At 66.3% G+C, this 17,852-nt stretch carries 21 protein-coding genes; 9 read left to right on the forward strand and 12 right to left on the reverse strand.

What is annotated here, in order from left to right; genetic code table 11:
- From H0T81_RS00330 to H0T81_RS00340, 3 genes are all read left to right on the forward strand, one after another.
- A partial coding sequence (locus tag H0T81_RS00330; RefSeq protein WP_294008715.1) for an energy transducer TonB occupies window positions 1-383 on the forward strand: 383 nt, incomplete at its 5' end.
- A 58-nt stretch (window positions 384-441) separates the two neighbouring features.
- Window positions 442-1,143 (forward strand): 6-phosphogluconolactonase, encoded by a 702-nt coding sequence (pgl, locus tag H0T81_RS00335; RefSeq protein ID WP_294008717.1) that lies wholly within the window; start codon window positions 442-444, stop codon window positions 1,141-1,143.
- Window positions 1,144-1,198: 55 nt separating this feature from the next.
- Entirely contained in the window at window positions 1,199-1,438 is a 240-nt protein-coding gene (locus H0T81_RS00340) for a hypothetical protein (protein ID WP_294008719.1), read from the forward strand.
- Window positions 1,439-1,452: 14 nt separating this feature from the next.
- On the opposite strand, the gene H0T81_RS00345 is transcribed toward H0T81_RS00340, so the two are convergent.
- The 7 genes from H0T81_RS00345 to H0T81_RS00375 form a co-directional block, all read right to left on the reverse strand.
- On the reverse strand, window positions 1,453-3,090 hold the full coding sequence (locus tag H0T81_RS00345; RefSeq protein WP_366474077.1) for an MFS transporter: 1,638 nt from the start codon (window positions 3,088-3,090) through the stop codon (window positions 1,453-1,455).
- Window positions 3,091-3,163: 73 nt separating this feature from the next.
- Window positions 3,164-5,095 (reverse strand): acetate--CoA ligase, encoded by a 1,932-nt coding sequence (acs, locus tag H0T81_RS00350; RefSeq protein WP_294008720.1) that lies wholly within the window; start codon window positions 5,093-5,095, stop codon window positions 3,164-3,166.
- A gap of 13 nt (window positions 5,096-5,108) precedes the next feature.
- The gene (locus H0T81_RS00355) at window positions 5,109-5,942 is read right to left on the reverse strand and encodes a CoA ester lyase (protein ID WP_294008722.1); all 834 of its coding nucleotides are present in this window, start codon (window positions 5,940-5,942) and stop codon (window positions 5,109-5,111) included.
- Window positions 5,939-6,391, reverse strand: coding sequence for a MaoC family dehydratase (locus H0T81_RS00360; RefSeq protein ID WP_294008724.1), 453 nt, complete (start codon window positions 6,389-6,391; stop codon window positions 5,939-5,941). Before H0T81_RS00360 ends, H0T81_RS00355 begins: the two co-directional genes overlap by 4 nt.
- Before the next feature lie 10 nt (window positions 6,392-6,401).
- The gene (locus H0T81_RS00365; RefSeq protein ID WP_294008726.1) at window positions 6,402-8,729 is read right to left on the reverse strand and encodes a transketolase; all 2,328 of its coding nucleotides are present in this window, start codon (window positions 8,727-8,729) and stop codon (window positions 6,402-6,404) included.
- Between the two features lie 44 nt (window positions 8,730-8,773).
- Window positions 8,774-9,748 (reverse strand): aspartyl/asparaginyl beta-hydroxylase domain-containing protein, encoded by a 975-nt coding sequence (locus H0T81_RS00370; protein ID WP_294008727.1) that lies wholly within the window; start codon window positions 9,746-9,748, stop codon window positions 8,774-8,776.
- Window positions 9,745-10,119, reverse strand: a complete 375-nt coding sequence (locus H0T81_RS00375) for a helix-turn-helix domain-containing protein (RefSeq protein WP_294008728.1) — start codon at window positions 10,117-10,119, stop codon at window positions 9,745-9,747. Before H0T81_RS00375 ends, H0T81_RS00370 begins: the two co-directional genes overlap by 4 nt.
- A 135-nt stretch (window positions 10,120-10,254) precedes the next feature.
- Here H0T81_RS00375 and H0T81_RS00380 point away from each other — a divergent pair, with 135 nt between their 5' ends.
- Window positions 10,255-10,806 carry an NAD(P)H-dependent oxidoreductase gene (locus H0T81_RS00380; protein WP_294008730.1) on the forward strand — a complete coding sequence of 184 codons (552 nt, stop codon included), beginning with the start codon at window positions 10,255-10,257 and terminating at the stop codon, window positions 10,804-10,806.
- Here H0T81_RS00380 and H0T81_RS00385 read toward each other — a convergent pair.
- From H0T81_RS00385 to H0T81_RS00395, 3 genes are read right to left on the reverse strand one after another with little or no spacing between them, the layout of a single operon-like run.
- The gene (locus H0T81_RS00385; protein WP_294008732.1) at window positions 10,803-12,116 is read right to left on the reverse strand and encodes a dihydrolipoamide acetyltransferase family protein; all 1,314 of its coding nucleotides are present in this window, start codon (window positions 12,114-12,116) and stop codon (window positions 10,803-10,805) included. The two genes, H0T81_RS00380 and H0T81_RS00385, sit on opposite strands and share 4 nt — an antisense overlap.
- Window positions 12,116-13,120, reverse strand: coding sequence for an alpha-ketoacid dehydrogenase subunit beta (locus H0T81_RS00390; protein ID WP_294008733.1), 1,005 nt, complete (start codon window positions 13,118-13,120; stop codon window positions 12,116-12,118). The genes H0T81_RS00385 and H0T81_RS00390 overlap by 1 nt, the downstream gene beginning before the upstream one ends.
- Before the next feature lie 13 nt (window positions 13,121-13,133).
- The gene (locus tag H0T81_RS00395; RefSeq protein WP_294008734.1) at window positions 13,134-14,408 is read right to left on the reverse strand and encodes a 3-methyl-2-oxobutanoate dehydrogenase (2-methylpropanoyl-transferring) subunit alpha; all 1,275 of its coding nucleotides are present in this window, start codon (window positions 14,406-14,408) and stop codon (window positions 13,134-13,136) included.
- Between the two features lie 100 nt (window positions 14,409-14,508).
- Between H0T81_RS00395 and H0T81_RS00400 the strand changes: the two genes are divergently transcribed.
- A complete protein-coding gene (locus H0T81_RS00400) occupies window positions 14,509-14,796 on the forward strand; it encodes a DUF3297 family protein (protein WP_294008735.1) in 288 nt (95 codons plus the stop codon).
- Here H0T81_RS00400 and H0T81_RS00405 read toward each other — a convergent pair.
- Entirely contained in the window at window positions 14,757-14,993 is a 237-nt protein-coding gene (locus tag H0T81_RS00405) for a hypothetical protein (RefSeq protein ID WP_294008736.1), read from the reverse strand. The genes H0T81_RS00400 and H0T81_RS00405 overlap by 40 nt on opposite strands.
- Window positions 14,994-15,237: 244 nt before the next feature.
- On the opposite strand from H0T81_RS00405, the gene H0T81_RS00410 reads away from it, so the two are divergent.
- Genes H0T81_RS00410 through H0T81_RS00425 form a run of 4 tightly spaced genes read left to right on the forward strand, consistent with a single transcriptional unit; the run spans window position 15,238 to window position 16,791 of the window.
- Entirely contained in the window at window positions 15,238-15,375 is a 138-nt protein-coding gene (locus H0T81_RS00410) for a hypothetical protein (RefSeq protein ID WP_294008737.1), read from the forward strand.
- Window positions 15,368-16,150 (forward strand): phage shock protein PspA, encoded by a 783-nt coding sequence (pspA, locus tag H0T81_RS00415; RefSeq protein ID WP_294008738.1) that lies wholly within the window; start codon window positions 15,368-15,370, stop codon window positions 16,148-16,150. Before H0T81_RS00410 ends, pspA begins: the two co-directional genes overlap by 8 nt.
- Window positions 16,151-16,165: 15 nt before the next feature.
- Window positions 16,166-16,561 (forward strand): PspC domain-containing protein, encoded by a 396-nt coding sequence (locus H0T81_RS00420; protein ID WP_294008739.1) that lies wholly within the window; start codon window positions 16,166-16,168, stop codon window positions 16,559-16,561.
- A complete protein-coding gene (locus H0T81_RS00425) occupies window positions 16,561-16,791 on the forward strand; it encodes a hypothetical protein (RefSeq protein ID WP_294008741.1) in 231 nt (76 codons plus the stop codon). The genes H0T81_RS00420 and H0T81_RS00425 overlap by 1 nt, the downstream gene beginning before the upstream one ends.
- A 184-nt stretch (window positions 16,792-16,975) precedes the next feature.
- Here the strand turns inward: H0T81_RS00425 and H0T81_RS00430 are convergent, their stop codons facing one another.
- Entirely contained in the window at window positions 16,976-17,818 is an 843-nt protein-coding gene (locus tag H0T81_RS00430) for a restriction endonuclease subunit S (RefSeq protein ID WP_294008743.1), read from the reverse strand.
- Between the last annotated feature and the right edge of the window lie 34 nt (window positions 17,819-17,852).

Here is a 17,852-nt window from a genome sequence, read left to right on the forward strand (position 1 = left end):
CGTCGGACGTGCGCGGCCCCGGGACCGGCGCCGGCGGCACTGGCACCGGCACTGGCACCGGGTCGGGCGCAGGGGCGGGCGGCGGCGGAGGCGGCGGAGAGGCGACCCGGCCGACCATCATTCGCGGAATTGAGGGGCGAGACTATCCGCCACAGATCCGGCGCCGATGGCCGCGCGGCGGCGCCATCTTCCTGCGGCTGAGAATCGAGCCGAACGGGCGCCCAAGCCAGTGCGACGTGATGCGCTCTTACGGCGATCCCGTGGCCGACCAGTGGACGTGCAGCCTGATCATGGACCGCGGCGTCTTTCGGCCTGCGACCAATGCGCGCGGGCAGCCGGTCGCCGCCTGGTACGGCTACGTCCAGCGAGAAAGGGACCGCTGAGGAAGGGCGCTCGCCATTTGTCGGCGCTGTGCGTAGAGCCGCGCTTCAGGAGGGCCGAATGATTGAAGCGGAATGGTGGGAATATGACAGCGTCGAGGAAATGGCCGACGCGGTCGCCGGCGACGTCGGCTTCATCGTCGAAAGCGCATTGGACGCCCGCGACTCGGCGCTGATCGCGCTTCCGGGCGGCACGACGCCCAGGCCGATCTATCCGAAGATCGCCGAGCGCCAGCTGTCGTGGAAGCGGGTGACGATCATCCCGACCGACGACCGGCTGGCGCCGCTCGACAGCGACTTGAGCAACATCCGAGCGATCGCTCAGACGTTCCTGCCCACTGGCGCCCGGGTGTTCCCGATCGCGACCACCATCGAGGACCATAAGCTCGCCGGCAACGCGGCCGATGCGCGGCTCCAGGATCTGTCGTGGCCGCCCGACCTGGTCTGGCTCGGGATCGGCGCCGACGGCCACACCGCCTCGATCTTCGAAGGCCCCGACATGCAGGACGCGCTCGATGCGCCCAAGGCGCGCCGAGCGGTCGGGGTGATGCCCGATCCGATGCCGCAGGACGCCCCGGTGCCGAGGGTCACCCTGACCCGCGCGGCGATCCTCTCGGCGCGGACGCTGCTGATCACTATCACCGGATCGGAAAAGCGCTCGCTTCTGGAGCAGGCGATCGCCGATGGGCACAGCTCGAAGCTGCCGATCGGACGCGTGCTCGCCGAGGCGGAGCAGCCGATCGATATCCATTGGTGCGCCTAGACCGAGTAGCGGCGCCTCAACCCTTTTCTAACCCTTGCCTGCCACAAGGCGGGCAATGGCTGAAATTTTCTCCACGCTTGGGGCGCTGCTGCTCAAGATCGGGATCGTTGCGCTCGTCGCCAACGAGGTCCGCGGCTTTATCCTCGCCGCGCCCGTGCTCTACGGCATGTATCTGTCGGGTGGGACGGTCATGGCGCTGTGGATCGGCTTCTGCTCGCTGGCCGGCATCTTTCTCTCGGTTGCCGCGCCGCTGTTCGTCGCCAAGAAGCTCAAGCTGCTGCCCAGCCGCGCCTGAGGCCGCGCCCGGCTTCAAACCTCTTCCAGGGGCTTGCCGCGCGTTTCCTCGAGGAACAGCGCAGCCACCACCACCGACAGGCCGGTAAAGAAGATCGGGTACCACAGGCTCGCGTAGATATCGCCGGTGATCGCCACCAGCGCGAAGCTGGTCACCGGCAGGAAGCCGCCGACCCAGCCGGTCCCGACATGGTAGGGCAGCGACATCGCCGTGTAGCGCACACGCGTCGGGAACATTTCGACCAAGGCGGCGGCCTGCGGCCCGTAGAGCGCCGTCGCGGCGACGACGAACAGCAGCAGCACGGTGATCAGCAGTGGGTAGTTGATGCCCCGCGGCTCGGCCTTGGCCGGGTAGCCGGCTGCCGACAGCAGGCCAGCCAGTCGCTCGGAGGTCGTCGCCTTCAACGCCTTCAGCGCGTCGCCGGACAGACCCGCTCCCGTCGCGACGGGGATGCTGCGGTCGCCGGCGATGATGCTGGTCGAGCCCCCGTCCATGCGCGCCGTCGCATAGGAGATGCCGCGAGCCACCAGCAGGCTCTTGGCGATGTCGCAGGCGCTGTCGAAGCGTCGCGTGCCGGCGGGATCGAACTGCACCGAGCAGGTCTGCGGGTTCGTGGCGACCACCACCGGCGTGGTTAGCTGCGCCTGGACCAGTGCCGGGTTGGTGGCCCGGGCGATCAGGTGGAACCCCGGATAGTAGAGCACCAGAGCGAGCAGCATTCCGGCGAGCAGCACCGGCTTTCGCCCGACGCGGTCGCTGAGCCAGCCGAAGAAGACGTAGAGCGGCGCGCTGACGACGGTCATGATGATCAGCAGCATGTTGACCGTCGGCTCGTCGAGGCCAAGCGAGCGACCGAGGAACACCTGCATGTAGAAGAAGGTCGCGTACCAAACCGCACCCTGCGCGCACATGATGCCGAAGAAGGCGATCAGCACGCGCTTGAGATTCTCGCGCTGGCCGAACGCTTCGCGAAGCGGCGTCCGGCACACCTCGCCATCCTCCTTGAGCTTGGCAAAGGCCGGGCTTTCGGAAAGCTTGACGCGCATCCAGACCGAAATCCCGAGCAGGATCAGCGATACCAGGAACGGGACACGCCAGCCCCAGCTCAGGAACGCCTCCTCGCCGATCGCGGTGCGGGTCGCGAGGATCACCAGCAGCGCGGCGAGCAAGCCGAACGAGGCCGAGGACTGGATCCAGCCGGTGGCCGCGCCGCGCTGGCGATTGGACGAATGCTCGGCGACATAGATGGCCGCCCCGCCATATTCCCCGCCCAGCGCAACCCCCTGCAATATCCGCAGGAAGATGAGCAGCACCGGCGAGAGGATGCCGGCGCTCTCGTAGGTCGGCAAAAGGCCGATCGCGAAGGTCGCTCCGCCCATGATCGAAACCGTGGCGAGGAATGCGCCCTTGCGGCCCAGCCGGTCGCCGATCACCCCGAAGATGAGCGCGCCCAGCGGCCGGAAGGCGAAACCGGCGGCGAACAGGCCCAATGCGGCGATCAGCGCGGCGGTCGGATCGAGGCCGGCAAAGAACACCTTGGAGATGGTCTGGGCGAGTGCGCCGAAAATGAAGAAGTCGTACCATTCGAACGCGGTTCCGGCCGACGAGGCGACCACCACCCGCTTCATCGACCACGGCCTGTGCTCAGCCACTCGACGCTCCCCCAGATCGCACCGTTAGCGCTCGCTTAGGGTTAGCGGCTGCATTCGTGCGCGCAAGCGGCGGCTAGGCGAGCTCGCGATTGCCGGCCAGCAGCGCCTCGACCACGCCCGGGTCGGCGAGCGTCGAGGTGTCGCCGAAGCCGCTGGTCTCGCCCTCGGCGATCTTCCTCAGGATGCGCCGCATGATCTTGCCCGACCGAGTCTTGGGAAGCGCCGGGGCGAACTGGATTCGCTCGGGCGCCGCCAGAGCGCCGATCTCGCGCCGGACCTGCTGGCCCAATTCCCGCCTCAGCTCGTCGTCGCCGGCCTGGCCGGCGTTCAACGTCACGTAGGCGTGGATGCCCTGGCCTTTGATCTCGTGCGGGAAGGCGACCACCGCGGCTTCGGCCACCAGCGGGTGAGCGACCAGCGCGCTTTCGACCTCGGCGGTGCCGATGCGGTGGCCGGAAACGTTGATCACGTCGTCGACCCGGCCCGTGATCCAGTAATAGCCGTCCTCGTCGCGGCGGCAGCCGTCGCCGGTGAAGTAGCGCCCGGGGTAGGTGGTGAAATAGGTTGCGAAAAAGCGGTCGTGGTCGCCCCAAACGGTTCGCATCTGCCCCGGCCAGCTGGCGGCGATGCACAGATTGCCGCTCGCGGCTCCAGCCAGCTCCCGGCCTTCCGCGTCGACCAGCAGCGGCTTGATTCCCGGCAGCGGCTTGGTCGCCGATCCCGGTTTCATTGGAGTCGCTCCCGGGAACGGCGCGATCAGGATTCCGCCGGTCTCGGTCTGCCACCAGGTGTCGGTGACCGGGCAGCGGCCGTCGCCGACCACCCGCCAATACCATTCCCACGCTTCCGGGTTGATCGGCTCGCCGACGGTGCCGAGCAGCCGCAGCGATTGGCGCGAGTGGCGCTTCACGGGCTCGTCGCCCTCGCGCATCAGCGCCCGGATCGCGGTCGGCGCGGTGTAGAAGATGGTCACCCCGAGCCGGTCGACGGTTTCCCACAAGCGGCCGAAGTCGGGATAATTGGGCACTCCGTCGAACATCACGCTGGTCGCGCCGTTGATCAGCGGCCCGTAGACGACATAGCTGTGGCCAGTGATCCAGCCGACGTCGGCCGTGCACCAGTATATGTCGTCGTCGCCGGCACCGAAGATCCAGTCGAAGGTGGTCGCCGCCCACACGCCATAGCCGCCGGTGGTGTGGACCACCCCCTTTGGCTGGCCGGTCGATCCCGACGTGTAGAGGATGAACAACGGGTCCTCGGCGTTCATCGCCGCGGGTTCGCACTCGATCGGGAGCTTGTCGCGCACGTCGGAATAAGAGACGTCGCGACCCTCCTTCATCGGCACATCGGCGCCGGTGCGGGTGACGACGATCACCGTCTCGACGTCGCGCCTGGCGAGCGCGGTGTCGACATTGGCCTTGAGCGGAATCCTCTTTCCGGCGCGCACGCCCTCGTCGGCGGTGATCACCGCGCAGGCGTCGCAGTCGGCGATTCGGCCGGCGAGGCTGTCGGGCGAAAAGCCGCCGAACACGACCGAGTGAATCGCCCCGATCCGGGCGCAGGCGAGCATCGCCGCCGCCGCCTCGGGGATCATCGGCATGTAGATCATCACCCGGTCGCCGCGCCTGATCCCGCGGTCCTTGAGCAGATTCGCCATCCGGCAGGTCTCGGCGTGCAGCTCGCGGTAGGTGAGTGTCCGCCCGGTGCCTGGCTCGTCGGGCTCGAAGATCAGCGCAATCCGGTCGCCGCGCTCGGCGAGGTGGCGGTCGAGGCAATTGACCGACAGGTTGAGCTTGCCGTCGCCATACCAGCGAATGCCGAAATCGGCCTCGTCGAACGACCAGCGGCCGGCTTCAGTTGGGAAGCGGGACCAGTCGAGCCGCCGCGCCTGGTCGAGCCAGAAGGCGTCCGTTTCATGATCCGCCCGCCGGTGCATCTCCGCGAGTTCATCGGGCCCGATCTTCGCTTTGAAACCGTCCGGGACTGGGTGCACGGCTTCGGCCATTGCAAAAGGACTCCTAACCCGCTCGTGCGAGAACGCGCTGCGCCTGCAGGAGATGCGGGCGATCGACCATCTTGCCGCCGACCGACAGCACTCCCGAGTCGGGCTCCGCCTCGAACGCTGCGACAATCGCCCGGGCGTGAGCGATCTCGGCTTTGGATGGGGAGAAAGCGGCGTTGATGATCGCCACCTGGTCGGGGTGGATGGCAAGCTTGCCGTTGAACCCCTCGCTCCGCGCCGCTTCGGCCTCCGCTCGCAGGCCCTGCTCGTCCCTGAAGTCGGCGAACACCCCGTCGACCGCCTGCACGCCGGCGGCAGCCGCGGCGACCAGGCACAGGGAGCGCGCAAGCTTGTAGGTGAAGCTGAGCTCGCCGGCGGCATCATATTTGGACGACGCACCGAGCGCCGCCGACAAGTCTTCGGCGCCCCAGCTCATGGCGGCCAGCGGCGATTTCGGGTCGCGGTAGGACAGCATCCCGAACAGGCTCGCCGGAGTCTCGGTGACGATTGCATGGACCGGCAAATTCCCGGTGCGATGCGCAAGCTGGGCGACATCGGCTCCGCTTTCGGCCTTGGGCAGGACGATCCCTTCGAAATCGGCCGAAGCGAACAAGCCCAGGTCTGCCTTCAGATATTCGCTGCCGAGCGGGTTGATGCGCACCCACCAATGCGGTCCGCCGGAACGCGCGGGCAGCGACTTCAAAATCTCGCGCGCCGCTGCTTTTCGGGCCGGAGCGACGCTGTCCTCGAGGTCGAAGATCACCGCGTCGGCCTCGCTCGCCAGCGCGCGCGCGATCTTCTTCTCGCTGTCGGCGGGAACGAACAGCCAGCTGCGCGGGTGGGCCTTCATTGCGGTTTCGTCAGCAGCATCGCGGTGCGAGTGCACTCGCACACCAGCTCACCGCGCTGGTTGAAGCTGCGGTGCGCCCAGGTGACGATGCCGGCGTTCGGCCGCGACCTGCTGGGCCGTACCTCCAGGCACTCCGTCTCGCTCCGAAGTGTATCGCCGGCGAACACCGGGTTGGGGAAGACGAGCTTGTCGTAGCCCAGATTGGCGACCAGCGTTCCAAGCGTCGTGTCTGTGACGCTGACTCCGACCATCAGCCCGAACGTGTAGATCGAATTGACCAGCGGCTTGCCGAATTCCGACTGGGCGGCGACTTCGTGGTCGAGGTGCATCGGCTGCGGATTGTGGGTCAGCGCCGAGATCAGCACATTGTCGGTTTCAGTGACGGTCCGCGTGACCGAATGGGCAATCCGGTCGCCGACCTGCCATTCGTCGAAATAGCGTCCTGGCATGGCGGGCTCCCTAGGCTTTTGCCGCTTCGCGCGCCAGCAGCAGTTCGGCGACCCCCTCGGTGATCGCTTCCTGGTCGAGCCGGTAGGCGGCGTAGAGGTCGGGCAGGCTGCCGGTCTGGCCGAAGCGCTCGACTCCCAGCGGGGCGACGCGCTGGCCGAGGACTCCGCCGAGCCACGACAGGGCGGCCGGGGCGGCGTCGGCGATGGTCACCAGCCCGGCTCCCGGGGCGAGCGCGGATAGGAGTGTCTCGACATTGCTCGGCTCGCGCTTGCCGCCCCAGCGCTCGGCCTGCGCGCGAGTCCAGCCGCGGTGAAGCAGGTCGGGCGAGGTGACCGCCAGCAGTCCAAGGCCGGGGAGGTCGGAGCGAAGCTCGTCCCAGGCGGCGAGCGCCTCGGGCATCACCGCGCCCATCGCGACGATCGCCGCTTCGGCGCCGGGCTCGGGGGGCCGCAGCCAGTAGCCGCCGTTCAGGGCGCCGTCGCGCCAGCCCTCATCAGGTCGCTCGAGCTGGGCAATCGAGCGCGTCGACAGCCGGAAATAGCTGCTCTCCCCTTCGGGGTCGTCGATCAGCCGGAACGCGTGCTCGAGCATCGCCGCGAGCTCGTCGGCGTAGGCCGGCTCGTAGTGGCGCAGCCCCGGCTGGCCGAGCGCGATCAGCGGCGGGTTGATCGACTGGTGCGCGCCGCCTTCGGGACCCAGCGTGATTCCGCTCGGGGTCGCAACGAGGATGAAGCGCGCATCCTGGTAGCAGGCGTAATTGAGGGCATCGAGGCCGCGGGCGATGAACGGATCGTAGAGCGTGCCGATCGGGAACAGCCGCTGGCCGAACAGATCGCCGGACAGGCCCGCCGCGGCGAGCATCAGGAACAGATTGTTTTCGGCGATCCCGAGCTCGATATGCTGGCCGCTGCTTGTCGCCGACCATTTTTGCGCAGAGGCAATCTTTGCCTTGGCGAAGACATCCGGGAGTTCGCGCCTTCGGAACAGGCCGCGCTGGTTGACCCAAGCGCCGAGATTGGTCGAGACGGTTACGTCGGGCGAAGTGGTGACGATGCGGTCGGCCAGTGGCCCGCCTGCGCGGCTGAGGTCGTTCAAGATTCGGCCGAACGCCGCCTGGATTGATTGCTCGTCGCCGGTGGGCGCCGGAATCGCGGGCACCCGCACCGAGCCGAACGACCGCGGCCGCTTGTCGAGCGCCACCCGGCACTTTTCGAGAACCGCCTCGACCGCCGGCCGCGCGTTCGCGCCGACTCCTTCGAGCGGCTCCCACTCGCGCCCCTCGGCGACTCCCATTGCCTCGCGCAGCGCGGCCATCTGGGTTGGGTTCATCAGCCCGGCGTGGTTGTCCTTGTGGCCGGCGAACGGCAGCCCATAGCCCTTGATCGTCCAGGCGATGAACAGCGTCGGCACTTCGTCCCGCGCCGCCTCGAACGCCTCGACCAGGCTCTCCATGCAGTGTCCGCCGAGATCGGTGAACAAGGCAGCGACAGCGTTGTCGTCATGGGCCTTGAGGAACGCGGCCGCACTCTTGCCGAGATCGGCCTCGATCCGCGACCGCCACGCCGCGCCGCCCTGGTAGTGGAGCGCCGACAGCTCGGCGTTCGACAGCCCGTCGAGCCACTCGGCCAGGCTCGGGTGCTTCTCCAGCGCCGCGGCGAGCGTCTTGCCGTAGCGCAGCTCGACCACCCGCCACCCGCAGCTTTTGAAGATCTCGTCGAAGCGCTCGAACATCCGGTCGGCGCTGGTCGCGTCGAGGCTCTGGCGGTTGTAGTCGACGATCCACCAGCAGTTGCGGATATCGTGCTTGTAGGCTTCGATCAGGGCTTCGTAGACATTGCCCTCGTCGAGCTCGGCGTCGCCGAGCAGGGCGACGAAGCGGCCGCGGTCGGCCTCGTCCAGCCAGCCGTGGGCGGTGAGGTAATCCTGCACCAGGCTCGCAAAGGCAGTGATCGCAACTCCGAGCCCGACCGAGCCGGTCGAGAAATCGACCGGGATCCGGTCCTTGGTTCGGCTCGGGTAGCTTTGCATCCCGCCGAAGCCGCGGAAGTTCTCGAGCTGCCCGCGCGATTGGCTGCCGAGCAGATAATGGATCGCGTGCAGCACCGGCCCCGCATGCGGCTTGACCGCCACCCGGTCGTTGGGCCCGAGCGCGTGGAAATAGAGCGCGGCCATGATCGCGGTCATCGACGTGCAGCTCGCCTGGTGCCCGCCGACCTTGAGCCCGTCGGGCGAGGGCCGGATGTGGTTGGCGTGGTGAATGGTCCAGGCGGACAGCCAGCGCAGCCGCTCCTCGAGGATCCGGAGCGCGTCGAGATCGGTGGTTGCCGGCTTGAGCATCGCCGCGACGCCTAGACGAGGCGGCCCGGCCCGCTCAAGCGGAGTCAGTCGTCCGAGGCGCCCGAGTAGGTGTCGATCGCATCGAAGATGTCGGAAATGGCGGCGGGCTCGTCTTGGCCGAGCTCGGGCTTCCACACGTCGAACAGCAGGATGATGCGCGTCTCGCCGCTCGGATTCTTCGCCTCATGCTCGAGGCTGTCGTCGAAAATCAGAAGCTCGCCTTCGCGCCATTCGCGCTTCTCGTTGCCGACTCGCAGCCAGCCTCCAGGCGGGACGATCAGCGGCAAATGGCAGATCAGCCGGCTATTGAGCATGCCATGGTGCGACGGGATGTGCGCGCCCGGCAGAAGGCGCGAAAACAGCACGGCCGGCGTACGATGGCCGATTCGGCTGATCGGGACCTTCTCCAACGCCGCCATGGTCTGCGGACAGCGGCGGGCGTTCTCCTCGACGACCTTGCCCTCCTTCCACAGATACAGCGCCGTCCAGCTTTCGTCGCCGTGAAGACCGTGAAAGTCGCGGTGCGGCCGGTCCTCCTCGACCTCGATGTAGGGACGGAAGTCGGCGCCATCGACGAGGAGCGCCTCCAACTCCGCCCGGATGATCGGGGTCTGAGCTTCCAGTTCTTGGGCCCAGTCGAACTCGTCGCGCTCCCAGAACTGCCGCTGGGCCAAATAGGGGTAGTAAAAGACGGATGGCTGCTGGGGGTAGATGCTCCGTTTGCCCTTCAGCATGTCCATCGCGTGGGTCAGTCGCTGCCTGCCAATCGGGTCGCTCACGCCTGCGCTTTCGACGGCGCGATCGAGCGCCTGCTCGAACTCGGATGCGCGCTGTTGGACGTAGGCCTGCGCCCGGCGCAGGTCGCTCATGGTCTGGGCGTCCACATATTGAACCGCGCGCGCCGCACCGAGCGCCGCATGGTAGAAGGACATCGCCGCTCGCGCGTCGCCCTCGCCAGCACGGGAATCGCCGCGCCCGAGCAGCTCTCGGATCTTCCCCGTCTCTGCTGCCGAGCTCATGCCGCTTCCGCCTTGTCCAGCTCGGCGTCAAAGCTCGCCTGCGCCCGGTGAATCTGCTCGACATGATCGAGCGCCCATTCGGTCAGCGCCGTGACCGGCTTCAAAAGCGAATGACCGAGCGCGGTGAGCTCATAATCGACGCGCGGCGGGATGGTCGGAGTGACGGTGCGTTTGACCAGGCCGTCGCGCTCGAGATTGCGCAAGGTGAGTGTCAACATGCGCTGCGACACGCTCGGGATTTCGCGCCGAAGCTCGTTGAAGCGTCTCGATCCATCGCCCAGAGTCGCGACGACGAGCACGGTCCATTTGTCGCCGATCCGTGAAAGCAGGGTGCTGATCGTCCGGCATACCGGATTGCTCGGGTCCTTCATTGTCGTCCTCCGGCCACATGAGTGTTCCCTCGCCACAATCTTGTTCGTCGGCCACAAAAGAGTGCGTTCTTGCGGCGGGGTTTGATGTGGTTACTTAGGGTGCCTCGGTAACAAATCCATACCTAGGAGGCAATAGTGACCATCTTGCACATCGACAGCAGCATCAACGGAGACAACAGCGCCAGCCGGGCGATCAGTCGATCCATCCTCGAACAGCTGCGCTCGACGAGCCCGCAGCCGCGGGTCATTCGGCGGGACCTGGTCGCCCAGCCGCTGCCGCACCTCACAATGGCTTCGTTCAACGACCAGGAAGTGCTCGAGGAATTCCTGGCGGCGGATACGCTCGTCATTGGTGCTCCGATGTATAATTTCACGCTGCCGACGCAGCTCAAGGCATGGCTCGACCGCATTCTCGTCGCCGGCAAGACGTTCCACTATACCGCCGACGGGCCGGAGGGGCTGGCTTCGGGCAAGCGCGTGATCGTCGCGCTGGCACGCGGCGGAATCTACAACGCGGGCTCGCCGGCCGCCGCGCTCGAGCATCTCGAAAGCTATTTGCGCGGCGTGTTCAACTTCATCGGCATCGAGCCGGAATTCGTCGCTGCCGACGGCCTCAACATGGGGACCGAGCAGCGCGAGGCCTCGATCAGCCAGGCGCTTGGGCAGACCGTCCGCCTCGCCGCCTAGCTGAGCAGTCGCAGCGGGTTTTCGATCAGCGCCTTCATCGCCTGGAGGAAGCTTGCCGCGTCCCAGCCATCGACGACTCGATGGTCGCAGGACAGCGACAGGTTCATCCGCTTGGCGACCTCGATCTCGCCGTCGATCACAACGACCTTCTCCTCCACCTTGTTGACGGCGATGATCGCCACCTCGGGCCGGTTGATCACCGGGGTCGAGGTGATCCCGCCCAGCGGCCCGAGGCTCGACAGGGTGATGGTCGAGCCGGTCAGCTCGTCGCGGCTCGCCTTGCCGCTGCGCGCCGCCTCGGCGAGACGCAGGATTTCGGATGCGAGCTGCCAGACGCTCATCCGCTCGGCATTGCGGATGACCGGCACCATCAGCCCGCCCTCCGTCTGGGTCGCCATGCCCAGGTGCACGGCGCCGTGCCGCATGAGTTCCATCGCGTCGTCGTTGAAGGTCGCGTTGAGCATCGGCCACTCCGCGATCGACTTGCCCATCGCGGTGATCAGGAAGGGGAGCAGAGTCAGCTTGGGGTTGTCGCCGCGGTCGCGGTTCATCATTGCCCGGGTGTCTTCGAGCGCGGTGACATCGAACTCCTCGACGAGCGTGAAGTGCGGGATCCGGCGCTTGGCCTCGGCCATGTTCTCGGCGATCTTGCGGCGCAGGCCGACGACCTTGATCGTCTCGTCCTGGCGGTGGGTTGTTCCCCGTCCGGATACGCTGCCGCCATTGTAAAGCAGGAAAGCGTCGAGGTCGGAGTGGCGCACCCGGTCGCCCGCGGTCTTCACTTGCGCGAGGTCGATGCCGAGATCGCGCGCCCGTTGGCGGACGGCCGGGGAGGCGAGGGTCTTTGGCTTTGAAGTCTCGCTCGTCCTGAGCGAAGTCGAAGGGCGTTGCCCGGTGGTCGGTGCCGACCGCCCTTCGACTTCGGCCTTCGGCCTTCGCTCAGGACGAACGGGTTCCTCTTTGTCTTCGACATCGACGCTGGGCATCGCCTCTTCCTGAGCCGGCGTCGGCCGCTCGGCGCCGTCGGCGATCGGCACTTCTGTTTTCGATTCTTCGGCGGCCCTGGCGCCATCGGTTTCGATCACCGCGAGCACCGAGCCGATCGGGATCTGATCGCCGACCTCGCCGGCCAGCTCGACGACCTTGCCGGCGACCGGCGTTTCCATCTCGACCGTCGCCTTGTCGGTCATCATGTCGGCGAGCTGCTGGTCTTCCTCGACCCGGTCGCCGACCTTGACGTGCCAGGCGACGATCTCCGCCTCGGCGATTCCTTCGCCGATGTCGGGCAGCTTGAACTCGTATCGCGCCATTAGTCGGACATCACTTTCTCAAGCGCTTTCTGCATGCGTTTCGGGCCGGGGAAATAGGCCCATTCGTAGGAATGCGGGTAGGGCGTGTCCCAGCCGGTGACCCGTTCGACCGGGCTTTCGAGATGGTAGAAGCAGCGCTCCTGCACCAGCGCGGCGAGTTCGGCCCCGAAGCCGCTGGTCCGCGGGGCTTCCTGGACCACCAGGCAGCGGCCGGTCTTCTCGACCGAAGCTTCGATCGCTGCGATGTCCAGCGGCACCAGAGTGCGCAGATCGATCACCTCGGCGTCGATGCCCTGCTCCTCGACGGCGGCCAGGGCGACGTGGACCATCGTCCCGTAAGCCAGCAGCGTCAGCGCTTCGCCCTTGCGGACCACGGCGGCCTTGCCGAGCGGCACGGTGTAATGACCGTCCGGCACCTCGCTCGCCGGGTGCTTGGCCCATGGCGTCACCGGCCGGTCGTGGTGGCCGTCGAAAGGGCCGTTGTAGATTCGCTTTGGCTCGAAGAAGATCACCGGGTCCGGGTCTTCGATCGCGGCGATCAGCAGGCCCTTGGCGTCGTGCGGCGTCGACGGAATGACCACCTTCAGCCCGGCGATGTGGGTAAACAGGCTCTCGGGGCTTTGGCTGTGGGTCTGGCCGCCGAAGATGCCGCCGCCATAGGGGCTGCGGATGACCATCGGCATCGCCCATTCGCCGGCGGTCCGGTAGCGAATCTTGGCGACCTCGCTGACGATCTGGTCGTAGCCCGGGTAGATGTAGTCGGCGAACTGGATCTCGACGACTGGCTTCAGGCCGTAAGCCGCCATGCCGACCGCCGTTGCGACGATCCCGCCTTCTGAGATCGGGGAATCGAACACCCGCGATGAGCCGAACTCGCGCTGCAGCCCTTCGGTGGCGCGGAATACGCCGCCGAAATAGCCGATGTCCTCACCGAACACGACGACATCGGGATCGCGCGCCATCATCACCTTGTGGGCGCTGTTGATCGCCTGGATCATGTTCATGTTCGGCACGGGGCTACTCGCCTTTGCTTTCGGCGAGCGCGGCGTCGCGCTGCTCGGCGATGTGCCACGGCATGTCGGCATAGACATCCTCGAACATGCTGCCGATATCGTCCTTGCCTTGCTGGGGCAGGATGCCGAGCTTCTCGGCTTCCTTTTGCGCGGCGCGGACGATCGCATCGCACTCGTCGGCCATCGCCGATTGCCGTTCCTCGTTCCATTCGCCGAGCGCGATCAAATGAGCCTTCAGCCGCTCGATCGGGTCGCCCAGCGGCCAAGCCTTGGACTCGTTGGTCGGCCGGTAGCCGGACGGGTCGTCGGAGGTCGAGTGACCCTCGGCACGGTAGGTGAAGAACTCGATCAAAGTCGGGCCGAGGTTCGTTCGCGCGCGCTCGGCAGCCCATCGAACCGCGGCACAAACCGCGAGCGCATCATTGCCATCGACGCGCAGCCCGGCGATTCCATAGCCGACCGCGCGCTGGGCGAACGTTGCGCGCTCGGCGCCGGCGATCCCGGAAAAGCTGGAAATCGCCCACTGGTTGTTCACCACCGCCAGCACGACGGGCACGTTGTACACCGCGGCGAAGGTCATCGCGGAGTGGAAGTCGCCTTCCGCGGTCGCGCCGTCGCCGATCCAGCCCATGGCGATGCGGCTGTCGCCCTTGATCGCCGAGGCCATCGCCCAGCCGACCGCCTGCGGGAATTGGGTGCCGAGATTGCCAGAGATCGAGAAGAAGCCGTGCGCCTTGTCCGAATACATGATCGGCAGCTGGCGGCCGTGCAGCTTGTCGCCCTTGTTCGAGTAGATCTGGCACATCATCTCGGTCAGCGGGTAGCCGCGCGCGACCAGCAGCCCCTGCTGCCGGTAAGTCGGGAAGTGCATGTCCTCGCGGTCGAGCGCGGCGGCGGCCGCGACCGCGATGGCCTCCTCGCCGGTGCACTTCATGTAGAAGCTGGTCTTGCCCTGCCGCTGGGCGCGGTACATGCGGTCATCGAAAATGCGCACCGTGACCATGTCGCGCAGCATCTTCTTCAGCGTGTCCGGGTCGAGCCTGGGGTCCCACGGACCGACCGCCCGGTGCTGCTCATCGAGCACGCGCAGGAGATGCGTCGTCAATCCATGCGTGTCCGCTGGGGCCACGGTGACGTCCGGTCGCGGCGCCTCGCCGGCGGCGGGGATCTGGAGGTGCGAGAAGTCCGGCGTGTCGCCGGGCCGGAACGGCGGTTCGGGCACGTGCAGCGCCAGCTTCGGCCGGTTCGGCTTCAGCTTCGAGGGATCTCGGTCGCTCATGCGTTGCTCATTCTGGAGCAGCGCTTAATCGCCCCGCGCGGGGTCGGCAACTGCGCGCCCGCGTTGACCTTTCTCGGCCCGCGAGGCTAGGGGCGCGGCAATGGCCGACCAGGTTCCAGAGCTGCCCGACCGGCTGTCGCTCGATCCGCGCAGCCCGTTCTTCAACCAGGAAGTGCTGAGCCGCGGCGTCGGCATCCGCTTCAACGGCCAGGAAAAGACCAACGTCGAGGAATATTGCGTTTCCGAAGGCTGGATCCGCGTCGCCGCCGGGCGCAGCCGCGACCGCTACGGCAACCCCATGACCATCAAGCTCAACGGCAAGGTCGAGCCCTATATCGAGGAGCCGGCTCAGCCGGCGGGCGGCGAGGGCGTCGCGTCCGAGGGATAGGACGGGTTCAGGCGTCCGCGCCGGCCATAGGCGTAAAGCTTCTTCGCCCCGTATCCGAGGGCGAGCACGGCGGCCAGAGGTCCGAGCCCACGCCGGGCGATGGCCGCAATGCCTAGGCCCATCAAGGCGCCCTTGGCGCCGCTGTTGCGGCCGGCGATCCGGTTGCCGATCCATGCGCCTGCAAGCTTGCCAAACATCGTCGTGTCCCTTCTCCAAAGAGTGCTTCAGCGAATCAAGCGCCGGGAGGCCAATGGGTTCCGTCGTTCGCGCCGCGCCGACTTGGTGCGTTTCGCCAAGTCTTGGTTGGTGAAACCTCCCAACCGGCTCCCCGGCAGCTGGTAACGGATCGCTTTTCGCGGTTTTCCGGGATTGGCACGCACCTTGAATTGAACCAGGCAGCGAACCGCGATGATGAGCGGTCGAAAAAAGGGAGATTTAGGAATGTCTGGTCGACCGAAGATTTCGCAGTCCGTGATTGCAGCGTTCGCAGCGCTGCTGATGAGCACGCTTGCCGTCGGCGCAGCCGTCGGCCCGGCGCAAGCCGTCGCCAGCCCGGTTGGTGTCGGCCTCCATGCTTGAGCTTGGACTGATCGAGGCCCGGGTGCCGACGCGCACCCCGCGCATGCCCGAGCGTGAGCCGCGGCCAACCGCCCGCTTCGCGCCGCTCGCAGCGCTGTTCAAGGGCCCGATCTTCTCCCGCACGCGGGACATTTTCGCGGCCAACATGACCGAGCTTCTCGATCGCTCGGAGGATCCGGCGCGGATGATCCGGATGATCATCCTCGAGATGGAGGAGACTTTGGTCGAGGTTCGAGCTTCGGCGGCGCGGGCGATCGCCGACGGCAAGGAGATGCGCCGGGCGTGGAAGCGTCTGGATGAACTGCAGGCCAGCTGGACCGAGAAGGCCGAGCTGGCCTTGTCCAAGGACCGCGAGGACCTGGCCAAGGCGGCCCTGATCGAGCGCCAGAAGGCCGCCGACATGGCCGAGGGCTTAAAGGCCGAGATCGCGGTCATCGACGACACGTTGAAGGGCTATGAGGCGGACATCGCCAAGCTCCAGGCCAAGCTTCGCGAGGCGCGCGCCCGGCAGAATGCGATCGCCGCCCGCTTCGAGAGCGCGGTGAGCCGGGCCAAGGCGCGCGAGATCATGAGCGGCAGCCGCACCGAGGACGCGTTCTCGCGCTTCGAGCTTCTCGAGCGCCGCGCCGACTTTGCCGAAGGACGGGCCGACGCGCTCGGAATGACCGGCCCCAAAAGCCTCGAGGAAGAGATCGCCGAATTGAAGGCGGCCGAAAAGGTCGACGCCGAACTGGAAGCCATGAAAGCCGCCCGAAACGCGGCGCAAGTTCAATAAAGAAGGGGAAGGGCAATGGCCCGCAAGACATATCGCTATTCACTCAATCGCCGGGACGCCAAGCTGGTCGGGGTCTGCTCGACGCTGGGCGAGCGGTTCGGGATCGACCCGACGTTCATCCGCGTCGGCTTCGTCGCCGCGGTGTTCCTCATCAGCTGGGAAGTGGCCCTTGTCACCTACGCCGCGCTCGGGATCTATTTCACGATCCAGCGCAAGCGCGAGGTCGACGGCAGTCCGCGCCGCAGCGAGTTCGACCGCATGGCCGATACGCCGAAGGTGCGCCCCACCGTCCACGCGATGCGCACCGAGCTCGACGCGACCGACCGCCGGCTGATGGCGATCGACGATCACCTTGCAACCCCGAACCATGAGCTGGCGCGCGAGATCGACGCGCTGCGGGAGGAGAAGTGATGGACCCGCTTTCTATTGGGCTGCTGGCCGCAGGCATTTTCGCGGCGCTTGCGACGGCGAGCTGGGCGGCGCTCAAGGGCTGGCAGGGCTGGCTCGAGCTGAAGCGGTTCGAGCTGACCCATGGTGCCGCCGACCACAATCTGCCGCCGGCCACCGGCCGAATCGAGATAGCCGACCTTCGCGAGAGGGTGCGCAAACTCGAAGCGATTGCCGCTGGGATCGACCTCTAAAAAAAGGGAATTATATACGAAACTAGACGGAGCGGGGTCTAATTTGGCTTCCGCTTCGGCTTCTTAATCTTCTTGTCCGCTGCCTTGAAAATCGCCTTGGCAATCTTCTCTGGCGATGCAGGAATGCGCTCAACCTTGTTCGTGATCGGTCGGCCCCTTGGCCGGGCTGGATTCTCTGCCATATCTAGATGCTCTTACTGTAGGGAAGCGATTTCACGTAACCCTCCATGAAGGCCAAGTCCGGCTCGCCCGCCGCGTCGACAGGAAGCCGGATGATCGACTCTTTCATCCGGCCAAGGTGCCACTTCCGCCCGTAGCTAAACCGGAATTTCTCGCGTCGGATTAGCGCGCAAATGAACATGGCGACATAAACGTTCATATCGAATTTCGGGTAGAGAACATTGATGTCATCCGAGGCCCAGAACGGTGCCGACTGGTAGAACGCCTCGCCGACGCTGCCATTATAGCTGACGGTGATGGTCCCGGCTTCGTGGTTCGGAGCGGCGCTGACATACTGCCGGTAGCCGTTGCCTGAATCTATCGCACCGATGAAGGGCGTTTCGCCTTCCTCCATGGCGCTTTTGGTGAGCCGTTGCCCTTTCTTGATGTCAAACAGGGCGTCGTAGCGAAATGGCTTCCAGCTATCGGGCGCGATTGGCGGCGTCGGAGTGCAACTCACGCCCGCATCCGCGCCCATGATTTGATTCAGATCGACAGCATTCACCCACAATGGAATTTCGTCGACGGTAGGCACCGGTAACGTCGGAAGCGTCTTATTGGCCTGTCGGCCGTAGTTATAGCGGAAGCGGTTCGACTTGATGCAGAGGCAGTAAAACAGGACTTGCTGTTTCGTCAGCGCGACCTTCGGGCGGAGAATCGCGACATCCCTTCCGCAGTAGAACTCGGCTTCCTGGATAAAGGTGGTTAGGACGCCGTTCCCGCCAAGCGCGCACGATATGTCTCCGGCGGGGGCGGATTCCAGATCGTCGATTGGTGCCACGTAGGCGGAGATGCCGTTGTGCCCCATTTGACGGGAGACGAACGCTACCCCCTCACTCGCC

Origin of the sequence: Sphingomonas sp. (assembly GCF_013812825.1) — a bacterium.
Classification (GTDB): domain Bacteria; phylum Pseudomonadota; class Alphaproteobacteria; order Sphingomonadales; family Sphingomonadaceae; genus Sphingomicrobium.